12 protein-coding genes are annotated in these 14,413 nt (G+C 69.3%); 4 read left to right on the top strand and 8 right to left on the bottom strand.

The window, feature by feature from the left end; genetic code table 11:
* Positions 1-10 precede the first annotated feature (10 nt).
* Positions 11-1,261, top strand: a complete 1,251-nt coding sequence (locus tag JOD27_RS04450; RefSeq protein ID WP_204760762.1) for an amidase family protein — start codon at positions 11-13, stop codon at positions 1,259-1,261.
* Here the strand turns inward: JOD27_RS04450 and JOD27_RS04445 are convergent.
* The gene (locus JOD27_RS04445) at positions 1,236-1,562 is read right to left on the bottom strand and encodes a DUF6204 family protein (protein WP_204760761.1); all 327 of its coding nucleotides are present in this window, start codon (positions 1,560-1,562) and stop codon (positions 1,236-1,238) included. The two genes, JOD27_RS04450 and JOD27_RS04445, sit on opposite strands and share 26 nt — an antisense overlap.
* A gap of 70 nt (positions 1,563-1,632) precedes the next feature.
* On the opposite strand from JOD27_RS04445, the gene JOD27_RS04440 reads away from it, so the two are divergent.
* Complete coding sequence (locus JOD27_RS04440; protein WP_204760760.1) at positions 1,633-2,274, top strand: thiaminase II/PqqC family protein; 642 nt, start codon at positions 1,633-1,635, stop codon at positions 2,272-2,274.
* Between the two features lie 32 nt (positions 2,275-2,306).
* On the opposite strand, the gene JOD27_RS04435 is transcribed toward JOD27_RS04440, so the two are convergent.
* Positions 2,307-2,906 carry a TetR/AcrR family transcriptional regulator gene (locus JOD27_RS04435; protein WP_204760759.1) on the bottom strand — a complete coding sequence of 200 codons (600 nt, stop codon included), beginning with the start codon at positions 2,904-2,906 and terminating at the stop codon, positions 2,307-2,309.
* Positions 2,907-3,013: 107 nt separating this feature from the next.
* On the opposite strand from JOD27_RS04435, the gene JOD27_RS04430 reads away from it, so the two are divergent.
* Positions 3,014-3,802, top strand: coding sequence for an SDR family NAD(P)-dependent oxidoreductase (locus JOD27_RS04430; RefSeq protein ID WP_204760758.1), 789 nt, complete (start codon positions 3,014-3,016; stop codon positions 3,800-3,802).
* A 93-nt stretch (positions 3,803-3,895) separates the two neighbouring features.
* Here the strand turns inward: JOD27_RS04430 and JOD27_RS04425 are convergent, their stop codons facing one another.
* On the bottom strand, positions 3,896-5,362 hold the full coding sequence (locus JOD27_RS04425; RefSeq protein WP_239566314.1) for a chitinase: 1,467 nt from the start codon (positions 5,360-5,362) through the stop codon (positions 3,896-3,898).
* A 98-nt stretch (positions 5,363-5,460) separates the two neighbouring features.
* Here JOD27_RS04425 and JOD27_RS04420 point away from each other — a divergent pair, with 98 nt between their 5' ends.
* Entirely contained in the window at positions 5,461-6,225 is a 765-nt protein-coding gene (locus JOD27_RS04420; RefSeq protein WP_204760756.1) for an alpha/beta fold hydrolase, read from the top strand.
* On the opposite strand, the gene JOD27_RS04415 is transcribed toward JOD27_RS04420, so the two are convergent.
* The 5 genes from JOD27_RS04415 to JOD27_RS04395 form a co-directional block, all read right to left on the bottom strand.
* Positions 6,215-7,045, bottom strand: a complete 831-nt coding sequence (locus JOD27_RS04415) for an oxygenase MpaB family protein (protein ID WP_204760755.1) — start codon at positions 7,043-7,045, stop codon at positions 6,215-6,217. The two genes, JOD27_RS04420 and JOD27_RS04415, sit on opposite strands and share 11 nt — an antisense overlap.
* Before the next feature lie 7 nt (positions 7,046-7,052).
* Positions 7,053-8,009: an ankyrin repeat domain-containing protein gene (locus JOD27_RS04410; RefSeq protein ID WP_204760754.1), complete on the bottom strand. Its 957-nt coding sequence runs from the start codon at positions 8,007-8,009 to the stop codon at positions 7,053-7,055.
* 46 nt (positions 8,010-8,055) lie between these two features.
* Positions 8,056-10,944 carry an alpha-L-fucosidase gene (locus JOD27_RS04405; protein WP_372441664.1) on the bottom strand — a complete coding sequence of 963 codons (2,889 nt, stop codon included), beginning with the start codon at positions 10,942-10,944 and terminating at the stop codon, positions 8,056-8,058.
* 102 nt (positions 10,945-11,046) lie between these two features.
* Positions 11,047-11,697 (bottom strand): hypothetical protein, encoded by a 651-nt coding sequence (locus tag JOD27_RS04400; RefSeq protein ID WP_204760752.1) that lies wholly within the window; start codon positions 11,695-11,697, stop codon positions 11,047-11,049.
* A 10-nt stretch (positions 11,698-11,707) separates the two neighbouring features.
* Positions 11,708-14,371 (bottom strand): TIR domain-containing protein, encoded by a 2,664-nt coding sequence (locus tag JOD27_RS04395; protein WP_204760751.1) that lies wholly within the window; start codon positions 14,369-14,371, stop codon positions 11,708-11,710.
* Between the last annotated feature and the right edge of the window lie 42 nt (positions 14,372-14,413).

The raw sequence follows: 14,413 nt of genomic DNA, 5'->3' as shown, positions 1-14,413 counted from the left end.
AGACTGGAGCATGGGGATGTTCACCGAGCAGTTGCAGCGCATCGAGTCCTTGAACTCCGTGTACAACGCCTTGACCACCGTGTTCGACGAACCGGACGAGCCGACCGGCCCGCTCGCCGGAGTCCTGTTCTCGGTCAAGGCCAACATCGACGTCGCCGGCCAGGCCACCACGCACGGCCTGAAGTCGTTGACCGGCAACGTGAAGACCGCCGACGCACCGATCGTGGCACGGCTGCGGGCCGCCGGGGCCACGCCGATCGCCCACGCGAACATGCCGACGTTGAACGCCCGCGGCATGCACACGTACAGCGAGCTGGCCGGGCACACCATCAACCCGTGGGACGCCACGAAATCGCCAGGTGGCAGCTCTGGCGGTGACGCGGTGGCCGTCGCGACGGGCATGGTGCGCATCGGGATCGGCAACGACGGCGGTGGCTCGCTGCGGCTGCCGGGGTTTCTGAACGGCGTCTGCGCCCTCAAACCCAGCTACGGCCGGTATCCGCAGGCCGCGACCTACGGACAGCAGGAACCGTCGTTCCCGGTGCAGGTCCTGACCGTCGAGGGTCCGCTCGCCCGGTCCGTCGCCGACCTGCGCCTTGTCCACGAGCTGGTGTGCGGCTGGGATCCGTCCGACCCGCGCACGGTCCCGGTACCGGCGGTGGGTTCGCCGGTGGCCAGGATCGCCGGTTTCGTGCCGGGAGACCCGACCGTGGAAGAGGCGGCGAAACGGCTGGTCGACGCGGGTTACGCGGTCGCGGAGATCTCGCCGCCACGCGTCGAGGAGGCTTCGGAGCTCGCGATGCGGATGGTCGCCACGCCGATCGCGCTCGGGTTCGACGACTTCATCGCGTTCGCCGGCGAGGACCTCGCCGTGTACGCGCGGAACCTGCTGGCGGTCCGGCCTGGTCTGGACATCGGCGAGTTCCTGGCGCTCACCGGCACCAGGCTCGCCATCCAGCGCGAGTGGGCGCGGTTGCTCGACCGGTACCCGGTGGTGATCGGCCCGGTCAGCACGACGCCGTCGTTCGAACCGGACCAGGACCGCCGCAGCCCCGAAGCGCTCGCCGAGTACTTCGAGGCGATGAAGCTGTGCGAGGCGACGTCGTTCGTCGGGCTGCCGTCGGTCGCGGTGCCGACCGGGTTGCGCGACGGACTGCCGACCGGCGTCCAGGTGATCTCCCGGATGTACCGGGAGGACCTGGCCCTGGACGCCGCGGAGGTGCTCGAAGTTCAGCTCACGCCAAGCGTTTCGGCCGGTTGATCTTCATCTCGTCCATGTCGGTGACGGTGGCGCGCAGACCCCGGTAGTCGACGCCCAGCGCGTCGAGGGCCGCGGTCGCGCGCCGCAGTCCCGCCTCGTCCGGCTTCTCCGAGGCCGTCAGGATCACGCGGTAGCTGAAGAAGTCGAGCTTCTCGTCGAACGTCAGCGCGCCTTCCTCGCGGAACCCGCCGCTGCGCAGGAAGTCGAAGCCCTTCAGATGCTCCCGCAACGAAACGCGCTGGTCGTCGGTCAGGTCGGCGAATCGGCCGCGGACGAGTACTCGGTAGGTGTGTTCAGGCACGAGCGAACATCGTGGCCGACCACCCGCCGGTCTGGCGAACGATTTCTGCTGTGCGGAAGAATCGTGATCCATGAACGCAAAAGAGCTGGTCACGCGCATCCGGACGGAGCTGCACCCCGGTGAGCACGACAACCTCGTGGTCAAGCTGATCGAAACCGGCCAGGCGCCGCGTGCCGTGATCGCCACGTTCGCCGCGGAAGAGAACCACATCGTGTCGTCGGACTGGCGAACATTCCTCACCCTCGCGGCCAAGGCGCAGGAGCCGAACGCGCGGGCGTTCTTCACGCTGCTGGCAGGCGGCGAGGAGCTCGTGCTGCCGATGCTGGAGCCGCTCGCGAACGCCGCCGGCATGTCGTCCAAGGAGTTCCAGGGCTACGAGCCCTTCCCCGGCTGCCAGGCCTACCCGGCGTTCCAGGCGTGGATGGCGCTGAACGGCGAGCCGACCGACGTGATCCTGGCGATCCTCGCGAACTTCACCGCGTGGGGCGGCTACTGCGCCCGCATGGCCAAGGGCCTGCGTGAGCACTACGGCTTCGACGACGAGGCGTGCGCGTTCGTCGACTTCTTCGCCACGCCCGCCCCGCAGCTGGAGGAACGCGCCATCGCCGCCGTTCAGGCCGCCCTCGACTCCGGCTGGCAGCCGAAGCACGCCTGGCGCTACGGCCGGCTCCTCCAGGCCTACGAACTGGAGTTCTGGTCCACCCTCGCCTGACCTCCCTCGCCTGAGGTGGATGAAGGCGCCCTTCATCCACCAACGGGGGAAGGCGCACCACCCAGCGCTCCCACCACAGCACGTACCACCAGCTCGGCCCTGGACCTCCCCGCCGCGACGAGATCAGCGGCGTCGTCCGGCAGCTCGTGGGCCTCGTGCAGCAGGGCCAGGTAGACCTGGCGGCACCAGTCCGCACCGGTGGCCGTGATCTCCCCCGCCTCACGCAGCCGGACGAAGACCTGCTCGAGCCCAGCCTCGACCTCGGGACTCAGCCCGGAACGGCACCCGTCCCTGGCGCTCATGAGTTCCATCGTGAACCGGTGGCTGATCTTGAGCTCGAAGACGATCTCGGTGAGGCGACGGAGGACCACCAGCGGTGGCGCAGTCTCGGCCTTCGACTGGTCGAGTGCGCTGAGGTAGCGCTGGTTGAGCCGCTCGGTCAACGCCTCCAGCAGCGCCTGACGCGAGGCGAACCGGCGGTGCACGGTGGCACGGGTGAGCCCGGCGGCCTCGCCGATCTGTTCCAGCGACGCGGCCGGGTCGACGGCCAGCACCTCCTCGGCGGCCGCGAGGATGCGCGCGATGTTGTGCTCCGCGTCCGCCCGCAGTCGCCGTCCGGTGGACGTGCTCATCTCTCCTCCAACCCTTGCCCCCGTAAATGATACATCGCCGTCTCAGTTATTGCCTTAACTGCGACAGGCGTGTATCACTTAATGGGGACCTGAGGAGGAGCCACATCATGGATCTGCAACTGGAAGGCAAGCGCGTGCTGGTCACCGGAGCCAGCAAGGGCATCGGACTGGCGATCGTCGAGGCCTTCACCGCGGAGGGCGCGTCCGTCGTCGCCACCGCACGCCGCTCGACCCCCGAACTGGAGCGCACCGGAGCCGTCTTCATCCCGGCCGATCTGTCCACATCGGACGGACCGGCGCGGGTCGTGGAGACCGCACTCGCCCAGAATCCGCAGCTCGACGTGCTGGTCAACAACGCGGGCGGAGGCAACCGGCCGGAGGGGATCCTCGAGGATCCGTTCAGCGGTGACGACGATGTCTGGACGGACGTGTTCGCGTTGAACCTCAACGCCGCCGTGCGCATGACGCGGGCCGCACTGCCGGCACTCGCGAAGGCACGGGGCGCCGTGGTGAACATCAGCTCCAGCAGTGCACGCGACCCGCACACCGCGCCGCTGCCCTACGCGGCGGCCAAGGCCGCGCTCAACACCTTCACCCGCGGCCTCGCCGAGGCGACGGGACGGATGGGTGTCCGGGTGAACACGGTCACTCCCGGCGCCACGCGGACGGAGCTGCTGGTGGGCGAGAACGGGTACGTCGCGGACATCGCGGCACGGATGGGCATGGAGCTCAGCGACCTGGTCGCGACTCTGCCCCAGCAGATCGGCATGCTGACCGACGACCTGATCAACCCGGACGAGATCGCCAGGGCGGTCGTGCTGCTCGCTTCCCCGACCATGCCGAGTGCCATCGGGTCGAACTGGACCGTCCACGGCGGAGCGATGAAGTCCGCCTGACTCCAGGGGGAAGCCTGGGCCGTCCACCCTCGTCCGAGGTCGATGAAGGGAACTTCCTCCACTTTGAGGTGGAGGAAGTTCCCTTCATCGTTCTTAACGGGGGAGGTAGGCGCGGTGGGACTTGGAGAACTCGTAGTTGTTGTACTTGTCCCAGTTGATCGACCACGTCATGAGGCCGCGCAGGTTCGGGTAGACGCCCTTCGGCTTGTAGCTGCCGCAGTTCGAGCCCTTCGTCAGGCAGTCCAGCGCGGTGTGGACGTCGGCGACGGACGTGAACCCGTTGCCCGCGTACTGCGCGGCGGGCAGGCCGATCGCGACCTGTTCCTGCCGCAACGGCGTGAAGACCTTCGACGTGTCGCCGCGCACCGGGAACCCGGCGAGCAGCATGTCGGTCATCGCCACATGGAAGTCCGCGCCGCCCATGTTGTGGTACTGGTTGTCCAGGCCCATCACGGGTCCCGAGTTGTAGTCCTGCACGTGCAGCAACGTCAGGTCGTTGCGCATCGCCTCGATCACCGGCAGGTAGGCGCCCGTGCGCGCGTCACCGCCGCCCGCGCCGCCGTAGAACTGGTAGCCGACCTGCACGAAGAACGTCTCCGGCGCCATCGTGAGCACGAAGTCGGCTCCATAGCGGGACTTCAGCGACCGCAGGGCGGAGATCAGGTTGACGATCACCGGCGTGGTCGGGTTCCTGAAATCGGTGTCACCCGCGTTCAACGACAGCGAGTGACCCTCGAAGTCGACGTCGAGCCCGTTCAGGCCGTACTTGTCGATGATCGCCGCCACCGACCGCACGAACGCGTCCCGCGCGGCCGCGGTCTCGAGCCGCACCTGGCCGTTCTGGCCCCCGATGGAGATCAGGACCTTCTTGCCCTTGGCCTGCTGGGCCCTGATGCCCGCGATGAAGTCGGCCTCCGGCTCGACGTTCGGGCACTCGGCGACCGGGCACTGCGCGAACCGCACCTCACCCGACGTCGAACTGGTCGGCTCGGCGAACGACAGGTTGATGACGTCCCACTCGTCCGGCACGTCCTTCATCCGGAGATAGCCGGAGCCGTTGGCGAAGCTGGCGTGCAGGTACCCGACGAGCACCTTGCGCGGCAGGCTGCCGGTGGGCGGCGGCCCGGTCGTAGTGGTGGTCGTGGTCGTCGTGGTGGTTGTCGTTGGTGAGGTGCCGCCGGCGCAGGCCGCCCCGTTGATCGTGCAGTTGACCGGGTCGGCGGTGCCGCTCGCGTTGTAGCCGAACGTGACGCTGGCGCCGGGCGCGACCGAGCCGTTGTACTCGCGGTTGACGAACGTGTGGTGGTTGCCGCTCTTGGTGAGCAGCGAGTCCCAGTACGCGCCGACGGTCGTGGACGCCGGGTAGTCGAACTCGACCTTCCAGGAACTGATGGCCGCGCTGGTCTCGTTCTTGATCGTCACCGTGGCGGTGTACCCGGTGTCCCAGGACTGCTTGGCGAACGTCGCCGTGACACCGGCGGCGCTGGCAGGGGCGAGGCTCACGATCACGGTGCCGAGCACCAGTGCGGCCACCGCGCTTATTCGAGCGAACAACAACATGGGCTGCTCCATCCCACACGCGTCGGCGGCCGGCAGGGGGTCACCCCAGATTGGACTAGACCATCTATCGCGGAGTCAAGGTCCTAGACTGTCCGGTCGTGCCCCACGCTCGTGCCTCCGACGGAACCAGGCTCTTCTACTCGATCGAAGGCTCCGGGCCACCGCTGCTGCTGATCGCGGGCCAGTCGAACTCGTCGAAGTGGTGGCGGCAGGTGCGGCCGGACTTCGCCCGGCGGTTCACCACGATCGTCACCGACCACCGCGGAACCGGTTCCAGCGACAAGCCGGAAACCCCCTACAGCACCAGGCTGTTCGCGGCGGACTGCGTCGCGATCCTCGACGACGCGGGCATCGGCAGCGCGCACGTCTACGGCACGTCGATGGGCGGCCGGATCGCCCAGTGGATCGCGGCGTCCCACGGCGACCGCGTCGAACGACTGGTGCTGGGCTGCACGTCACCGGGCGGGCCGCACGCGATCGAGCGCAGCGCCGAGGTGCGCAGGTCGCTGGCCCAGATCGACCCGATGAAGGCACGCCGGGCGTTGGAAGCCCTGATGTACACACCGGCCTACAAAGGACCGTTCAACACGCTCGGCGACCCGGACATGCCGCCCTACGCGCGCAAGCTGCACCTGTTCGCGAGCGCCGAGCATGACGCGTGGGACGTGCTGCCGTCGATCACCGCACCCACTCTGGTGGTGCACGGAACCGAGGACATCTTCAACCCCACGGCCAACGCTCCCCTGATCACCGAGCGGATTCCCGGCGCGCGGATGCACCTCATCGAGGGCGCGCGGCATGGCTACTTCGAGGAGTTTCGCTCAGAAGCCACGCCACTGGTGATGGACTTCCTCAGCCGGTGACCCAGCGCAGGCCGCGCATCAACGCGTGGCCCGCGAACCGCACCCCGGTGGCTTCGGCGATCGGCAGGTACGGCAGCCGCAACGGAATCCGCGCCCACAGCGGCAAACTCGCCACCGCGGTCGCCGCGAGCACCGCGTACGGACCGCGCGCCAGCATCGGCAGAGGGGCTTTGAGCAGCAGGAACTTCGCCGCTTCCCTGGCCTCGGCTGTGCCTTTCAGCTCGGCGCGGTAGGCGTTCAGCCGAGCGTCGAGCTCCGCGGTCGTGCGCGGCGGTTCCGGGATGCCCATCGCGTCCGCGATCACCGCCATGTCGGCGACGTAGCCGTCGTAGTCGTCGAGGGGTTTCTCGCCGTACTTCTGGTGGCAGCGCAGGAAGCTGTCGACCTCGGCCACGTGCACCCAGCCCAGCAGGTGCGGGTCGTCGGCGCGGTAGGCCCGCCCGTCCGGCGCGGTGCCGTGGATGAACGAGTGCACCCGCGCGAGCCGTTCGATCACCTCGTGCGCGGCCTCGACCGTCCCGTACGTCGTCACGCCGACGAACAGACTGGTGCGCTGCAACCGTCCCCACGGGTCGGCGCGGTAGTCGGAGTGCTGCGCGACCGCGGCCATCGCGAGCGGGTGCAACGACTGCAGCAGCAACGCCCGCAGCCCGCCGATGAACATGGCGTGATCAGCGTGGACGTGCCGGATCGGCCGGTCTTCCGCGAACATGCGCGGGCCGGGCGCGTCGTGGATCCGCCGCGCGTGCTTCTCCCGCTCCGGTCCGGCGACCTTCTCGAACAGCCCGTCGCTCAGCTGCCGCCGCAGTGCCTCCAGCATGCACCCATCATGCGCGCCCGTCGCTGAGAGCGGGAAGGAGAACCCACTGGTCCGGCTCAGTGAACGCCTTGCTGTTCTTGGGCCGCAGCCCCGCGTAGGCGCAGCAGTAGGCGACGGCCTTGTGGGCGTAGAGGTACGCCAGGAGCACCTCGGCCGTGCTGTCCCGCTCGTTCGGACCGCCGCCGGGGTGCAGGTCCCAGCCGATGGTCTCGCCGTCGCGGTGGACGTTGCCCTGGTTGCCGCTCTTCGGGTTGGCGTACATGCCGTACGCGACGGTGCCCGCCGACAGCGGCTTCATCGCCTCCGGCCGCTGGACTGCGAAGTACCAGGGCTGGAACAGGATGCAGCCGCCCGGCACGGTCGTGACGCCGAGAGCGCGCTCGGTGTCCTCGCCGAACGGGCCGGGCCACCCGGTCGGCACCGAGTCCGGGACGTCCGCCGCGGGCACCACGACCGCGTTCAGCCTGCGGGTCGCCTCCTCGGCGTCGATGCCGGCGACGCAGGCGAGGCTGTAGCCGTCGTAGAAGGGGAAGTCTTTCAGCGCGTGCACCAGGCGGCCGGCCTCGCTGACCGCCAGCTGCTCGTCCTCGGTCAGCACCTCGCCGGACGGGATGACGTGCCGGGTCGCGCGGCTCAGCCGGGCCGGCGACCAGCCGGACATCATGGGGCGCACCGGATCCGCCCCGGCGGCCAGCAACGCCTTCGCGATGTCGGCCTTGCCCTCGTAGACGGCCCGCCACAACGCGCTCCGGCCGTCGCCCAGCTGATCGACGTCGTCGACCCGAGCGGCCACCTCGGCCACGGTCTCGGCCGTGCCGAACTCCACTGCCGAGTGCAGCGGCGTCATCCAGAACGGGCCGACGTTCGGGTCGGCGCCCGCGTCGAGCCTGCGCCGCACGGCCTCGACACTCCGCCAGCCGGTGACCGGGAATCCCCGCCAGCCCTCGAGAACTTCTTCCCCCACGAGAACGGCACCCTACCGAGGCGGGGTGCCGTTCCGTGCAACGGGTTCAGGCGAGCGCGATCTGGTCCAGATCAGGCGCGCCCGCGGTGTCGTTGCCGAACTTGACGGTGTTCGCCCCGGCGTTCAGCGTCACCGGGATCTCGGCCACGTACGGCGTGTTGTTCCCGACCCCGTTCAGCTTGACCTCGACCGGCGCATTGCCGTTCACCGACACGAAGTACGACCGCGGCCCGTTCACCGTGAACTGGATGAACAGCTTGTACGCGCGCGCTTCGGGCACGACGACGTTCGGGAACGTCACCGTGGCGTCCGGACTGCCACCGATGTTGCGGACCTTCTCCCCGCCGGAGCACGACCCGCAGCTCGACAAACCGGTGCTGCCGAACACGTTCGCCGAGTCCTCCGCCTCGCGCACGAACACGCGGTCAGCAGGCCTGGTCCGCACCGGCACCGAACCCGACACCTTGCGGTCCGAGCTGAGCAGCTGGAACGACGCGTTCACCGGAATGCTGACCGAGCCCACGTCCGCCCCGGCGGGCGAGGTCGCCGTCCACACCCCTTCCAGCACACCGGCCAGACGCATCGACTGCCGCACAGCAGGCGAGCCGGTCAGCGTCCACCCCGCCGGAAGCACGGGTGCCAGCGACACGTTGTCGATCTGGTCGTCGGCGTCCAGCCGCAGCCGTGCGGTGATCTTCACCGACTGCTGACCCGGCGCAACCCATTGCACGCCATGGGGTTCCACGGTCAGGGTCGTCTTCGGCGTGTAGGTCGACGGCGGCAGCCCGCCGACCGAGATCCGGTCGAGACCGAGCGACTTGCCCGTGCTGAACACGCGAACCGTGTTGCGTCCGGCGTTCAACGGCACCGCGAGCGCAGCCGGGCTCGGCACGTCGGCACGATCCGCGGGCACGGCGACGGAAATCGGCGCCGCCCCGTTCACCGACACCGACACGGACGAGGCGGCAGCGGAGGTCACAGAAAGCTGCAGGCTGTAAGTGCCAGCCGTGGCAACGGAAACGTCGCGATAGGTCACGGCGTTGGCGTCACCACCACCGAGTCCGCTCACCTGTCGCGTGCCGGAGCAGGCCTCGCAGAACGCGTTGCGCGCCGAACCCGACCGCGCCGCGTTCTCGGCCTCCAGCGCACCGCCCTGAAGCGATCTCGGATAGCCGTGGCCGACCCGGATCTCGTCGATCTTCAGGTCCTTGAAGTACACCGGAGCCTGCGGGCCACCCCACGTGTTGAGCACGGTCAGCCGCAGCCACCTGGCCTGAGTCGCACCGATGTCGATGAACTGGGTTCCGCGCGCGGAAGGCAACGCGCCGCTGCGGACGTGCCACCAGTTGCGGCCGTCGTCGGAAGCCGTCAGCTGGTAGTCCTTGATCCGCGAGGAGTCCTCCGGCCGGCCGAACGACACGCGGGCATGCGTCGGCGACGACTCGCGCTGGTTGATCGCGAGGAACGACGCCTCCTTGCGGCGGCCGAGGTCCAGCGAGATCGACACGGGCTGGGCCGCGTCGGCGTCCCAGTACTTCTCGTAGCTGCCGTCGGTCAGGTTCGAGGCGGGGAAACCGTCCTTCGAGGACGTCGCGTACGCCTTGACACCGTCGTGGAAGCCCTGCTGCCCGGCCGTTTCCACCGCGAACACGGTGTCGTACTCGTCCCACGCCGTGATGCCCTCGATCGTCAGGTGCCCGGCGGACTGCGAGAACCTCATCCGCTCGCCCGTGCGGAGATCCGTGACGCGAGAGACTCGATACCCGTTGTCACGCAAGCGAACGAAGTCGGCACGCGGACGAGTGACCACGTGCACGTACTGCTTGCCGGTCGACGGGTTGACGGTGATCACGCCGTGGGCGCCGTCGTTCCAGAACCCCGGCTGCATGCCGCCGTACATGTACCCGGCGCCCTCGACGCCCTGGATCGACTCGCGGATCGGCGGCACCCACGAGGCCATGAAGTTGTTGTACGCCTCCTGCTGCGCGGGCATCCGGCCGTTCACCATGGGCGTCTCGGCCATCAGCGACTTGATCGAGGAGCCCGCGTTGGTGATGTAGCGGCCGGTGTTCAGGCGCGTGTCGACGGCGTGGCTGCCGCCGTCGTACCACCAGTCGCCGGTGGTGGGCAGTTTGTAGCAGGCCTCGGACAGCCGCGGCATCGGTGTGAACGTCGCCGCCGGGTAGTCGTAGGACGGGAACATGCCGGTCTTCTGCTCGTTCGAGACCGTGTCCATGATCGGCGTGTCCTCGTTGTTGTTGCTCAACAACCAGGTCGGCTGCAGCTGCCGGATCTGCTCGTAGAGCTTGTTGCGCTCCCAGTACTCGTTGTCGTTGTCGATCCAGAAGCCCGCGAGGTCGTCGTAGTTCTTCATGACCTCGAAGAAGAGGTCGTAGCTGTACTTGCCGAAGCCCTCGCGCGTCGTGAGGTCGACGCTCTCTCCCTTGTAGGCGGAGTAGGCAGCCGAGTCGAGCATCTCCACGCCCTGCTCGGCGTGCCACTGCGGGTCGTCGGTCATGTAGAGGATCACCTTGACGCCCTTGGCCTTGCCCGCCTTGACGAGCTCACCGAGCAGGTCGCGTTCTGTCGCGCAGCTGCCGGGGATCTTGGACGGCCACGGGCGCGCGTAGCCGAGCCGGGAGTGGAACGTCGCCAGCACGACGTAGGAGGCGCCGAGCTTGCTGGCCTCGTCGATCCAGTAGCCGGGGGTCCACCCGCCACCGGTGACATCGCGCTCCCACTCGGCGCAGTCGAGGTGCTTCGGGGCGGTGAACATGCCCCAGTGCAGGAAGAGCCCGGCGGTCGACTTGCGCAGCCACTCCTGTCTCGGATGTTGCACCTCGGCCTGCGCGGCGCCCGGCAGGACGACCGCGACCAGGCCGGCGAGCAGCGCGGCCACCACGGCCACACACAAACGTCGTAGTGCCATGACCATCGCTTTTCTCGTCGGGGCGGCGGCGAGAGATCCGATGATTGCATCCGGAACTACCAGGTTCAAGCCTTCGTTATGCTCGTGTTTCGCGGACTCATCGGAGCACTACGAGACCTGAATGGGCTGATCAGGCTTCAACGTGCCGTCGCGCAGCCACCACCTGGTCAGCGACTCGCCGCTCGGGCAGCAGTTCGCGTCGCTCGGCCGGTACCAGAGCTCCCTGACGGTGATCACGCCCTTCTCGAACTTCGGCTCGGACAGCAACGGCACGTGCGTCGCGTCGTCGCGCATCGTGGTCGGCTTGATCTCGCCGACCACTTCGAGCGCGCCCCGCTCCGAGCGCACCACCGCGAACCCGAAGGCGAGCTGGCTCGACGCCGTGCCACCGCCGTTGTCGCAGCCGAGCGAGATCGCCGCCTCCTCGCGGCCGTCGCCGTCGACGTCACCGAAGTGCACGTCGACGTCGAGGAACACGTCCACCGAACCCCACAACGTGGACGTGGCACGAGCCGTGCCGTCCCGCAGCCGCACGGGATCCCGGACGTCGCAGAACCCGGCGGGCAGCGTGGCCTGCCGCCAGTCCACCGACCGCAGGTTCTCCGGCGCCGGCCCGAGCGTGGGCCTGGCGGCGGCGGACGGCGGTGCCGTCGTCGCGGTGGCGGTCTGGTTCGGCTCCGGCTGTCCGGTGATCTTCGGCCCCGTCCCCGGTTCGCTGCACGCGGCGAGGAGGAGCACCAGCGGGAGAACGCGTCTCATGAGGTTCCCTTCACGCGCACGGTGGGTCGTAAGGGATGTCGGGAAGGTACTGCCGCCACTCGGTTTCCGACATGGGCCGCGTGTCCGCGCACAACCGCGCCAGCAACCGCGCCACGTCGGTGCTCCAGATGGTCGTGCGAATCCCGTCCGCGCCGCCGAGCATCGTGCCGTCCGGGCTGAACGCGATCGCCGCGGCGGTGTAGCGGCCGCCCGCGCGCAACGTCGACACCTCGACCGGCCGGGACGGGTCGGCGACGTCCCACAGCACGACCTCGCCCGCCTCCCCCGCGCTCGCGAGCAGCTCCCCGCCGGGGTGCAGGGCGAGGTGCCGGACGCTGCCGACGTGCCGGCGCACCGTCGCGACCCGGCTGCCGTTCGCCATGTCCCACACGGTGATCAGCCCCGTGGCGCTGCCGGTGATCACCGTGTCGCCGGTGGGACGGAACAGCACGGACTCGACCGGATCGGACTTCGTGTCGTGCGTGCGGACCAGTCGTGGCGCGTCGGGTGAGCTGACGTCCCACAACTGCAACGTCTCCCCCTTCTCCCCCTTCGTCACCGCGCGGCCGCCGGAACCGAACGAGATGCCGTGCGGGGTGACGTCCGATCCCGGCAGCTCGGCCGCGGCCCGCACCCCGTCGCCGTCGCGCACCCAGAGCCGGAACACGCCGGGATGCGCCGCCGCGCCGATCAACCGGCCGTCCGGGCTGAACACCACGCTGTCCGCGCGTTCCTCGTGCACCGGCGTCTCACCGGCCTCAGGATCGGTGAGCGCCACGGGCAACCCGCTGGCCAGTCGCGTGCCGTCCGGGCTGAACGCGAGCTGCGGGCTGCCGCCGCGGTTGAACGTCCGCAGCGCGCGGATCTCGCGCGGGTGCACGACGTCGGTCAGGTCGTAGAGCTTCGTCGGAAACCCCGTGGCCAGCCGATGGTTCGCTCCGAACGCCAACGTGTGGCTACCGCTGGGCAGCACCGTCACGGCGGACGACCTGCTCGCGCCGAGCACGTTCCACAGCCGGACGTGCTCCCCTGCCGAGGCGAGCGTGCGCGAGTCCGCGGCGAACGACAACCCGTTGATGCCGTCGGCATGGCCCAGCAGCGGTTGCGCGGTCTTCGGCCGGATCGGATCGCTCACGTCCCACAGGTGGACCGTGCCGTTGCCGTCGCCGAACGCGAGCGTGCCGCCGTCCGGGGCGAAGGCCGCCGACGTCACGAAAATGCTCGCACCCGTGAGCACGCCGTACAGCTGCGACGTCGCGGCGTTCCACAGCCGCACCGTGTCGTCCTTCGAGCCGCTGGCGAGCAGGGAGCCGGTCGGGGCGAACCGCAGGACCGACACCTCCATGGTGTGGCCGGTCAGCACCGCGCGCCTGGTCGGTGTGGCGGTGATGTCCCACAGTTCGATCGTGCCGTCCGAGCCGGACAACGCGAGTGTGGTCCCGTCGGCGCTCACCGCGCTCGCGGTGAAGATCGAGTCGCTGTCCGGCGCGAACTCGGTGATCAGCTTGGCCGCCAGGGGATCCGTGACGTCGAGCAGCCACGTGTGCCCGCCGCTGGCGGTCATCGTGAGAACGGGTTTGCCCGGCACGAACGCGAGCGACCTGATGCCGGTCGTGCCGGCGTCCCACGTCGATCGCTTCGCCGGGTCGGCGACCTGGGCGAGAAGTACGCCGCCCCGGATCGACGTGGCGGCGACGAAGGTCCCGTCCGGGCTGAACAGCACCGCGGCGGCGTCGGGCAGCGGTATCTTCGCGCGTTCGGACGTGCCCTCGTACAGGACGAGCTCGTCCTTGCGCAGCACAGCCATGACATCACCGCGTGGGCCGAACGCCACGTCCACGGCCGCTCCCGGCACGACGCGCGGGATCGACGCGCTGTCCATCAGCGCCCCCAGCACCTCCGCGGTCGGCGCCATCCGGTAGGCCTGGGCGAGCAGCTGCCGCGCCGTTGCCGGTCGCGCGTCGCGGATCGCCGCCGCCTGGGCCGCGAGCTGCCGCGACGTGGCGACCAGCGTCTGCTGCCGCGCCCGGTTGCTCTGCTGCTCCGAACGGACTGCGAAGATCACCGCGGCGACCAGCAGCACGACCAGCACGGAGATCGTGGTGAGCACGGTTCGCCTGGTGCGACGGCGTTCCCGGAGGTGGTGACCGATCAGCTCGGTCTTCTCGATGCCGTCCAACGGCGCCACGACGTCCGCGAGCACCGACTCCCACTCCGGGTTGCGCACGTCGAGCTCGACGTCGCGGACTCCGCGCAGGTCGACGCAGCGCGGTTCGGGGAGGCCGCGCAGGGTCTCCGGCAAGGCGTTCGTGCGCTGCCGGTCCAGCACCCCGTCGTCCCACACCGCGTCACCGTCGGTGAGCAGCACGAAGAGCTTGCGCCGGTCGCGGTTCTCCAGCCACCACGCCACTTCCTTGCCGACCCAGCGCGACCGCGCCGAGGCCCGCGAGGCCAGCAGCAGGAAGTTGTCCGACCGCGCGAGGCCGTCGAGGATCGCCTCGGTCAGGTCGTGTTCCGCGGCCAGCACGGAGTTGTCGAGGAACACCCGCCGCGCCCGCGGCCGGTACCAGGGCTTCGCGAACTTCTCGATCCCCTCCTGTAGCAACGGCCCCAGCGCGTGGTCCGTTTCGTGGCTGTACGAGATGAACGCCGCGTACGTCCTCTCGCCAGGCATGCCCCACCTCTCCGCTGCACGGGTGAACACCTCTACATCGCC

Origin of the sequence: Lentzea nigeriaca, assembly GCF_016907955.1 — a bacterium.
GTDB lineage: Bacteria > Actinomycetota > Actinomycetes > Mycobacteriales > Pseudonocardiaceae > Lentzea > Lentzea nigeriaca.
This window is presented reverse-complemented; position numbering and strand designations above follow the sequence as displayed.

What these genes read in the sequence shown, in the direction of transcription:
- JOD27_RS04440 (WP_204760760.1), top strand. Translation starts at nt 1,633, where the DNA reads ATGAACGCAAAAGAGCTGGTCACGCGCATCCGGACGGAGCTGCACCCC.
- JOD27_RS04450 (WP_204760762.1), top strand. Translation starts at nt 11, where the DNA reads ATGGGGATGTTCACCGAGCAGTTGCAGCGCATCGAGTCCTTGAACTCC.
- JOD27_RS04415 (WP_204760755.1), bottom strand. Translation starts at nt 7,045, where the DNA reads ATGCTGGAGGCACTGCGGCGGCAGCTGAGCGACGGGCTGTTCGAGAAG.
- JOD27_RS04425 (WP_239566314.1), bottom strand. Translation starts at nt 5,362, where the DNA reads ATGTTGTTGTTCGCTCGAATAAGCGCGGTGGCCGCACTGGTGCTCGGC.
- JOD27_RS04395 (WP_204760751.1), bottom strand. Translation starts at nt 14,371, where the DNA reads ATGCCTGGCGAGAGGACGTACGCGGCGTTCATCTCGTACAGCCACGAA.
- JOD27_RS04405 (WP_372441664.1), bottom strand. Translation starts at nt 10,944, where the DNA reads ATGGTCATGGCACTACGACGTTTGTGTGTGGCCGTGGTGGCCGCGCTG.
- JOD27_RS04430 (WP_204760758.1), top strand. Translation starts at nt 3,014, where the DNA reads ATGGATCTGCAACTGGAAGGCAAGCGCGTGCTGGTCACCGGAGCCAGC.
- JOD27_RS04435 (WP_204760759.1), bottom strand. Translation starts at nt 2,906, where the DNA reads ATGAGCACGTCCACCGGACGGCGACTGCGGGCGGACGCGGAGCACAAC.
- JOD27_RS04400 (WP_204760752.1), bottom strand. Translation starts at nt 11,697, where the DNA reads ATGAGACGCGTTCTCCCGCTGGTGCTCCTCCTCGCCGCGTGCAGCGAA.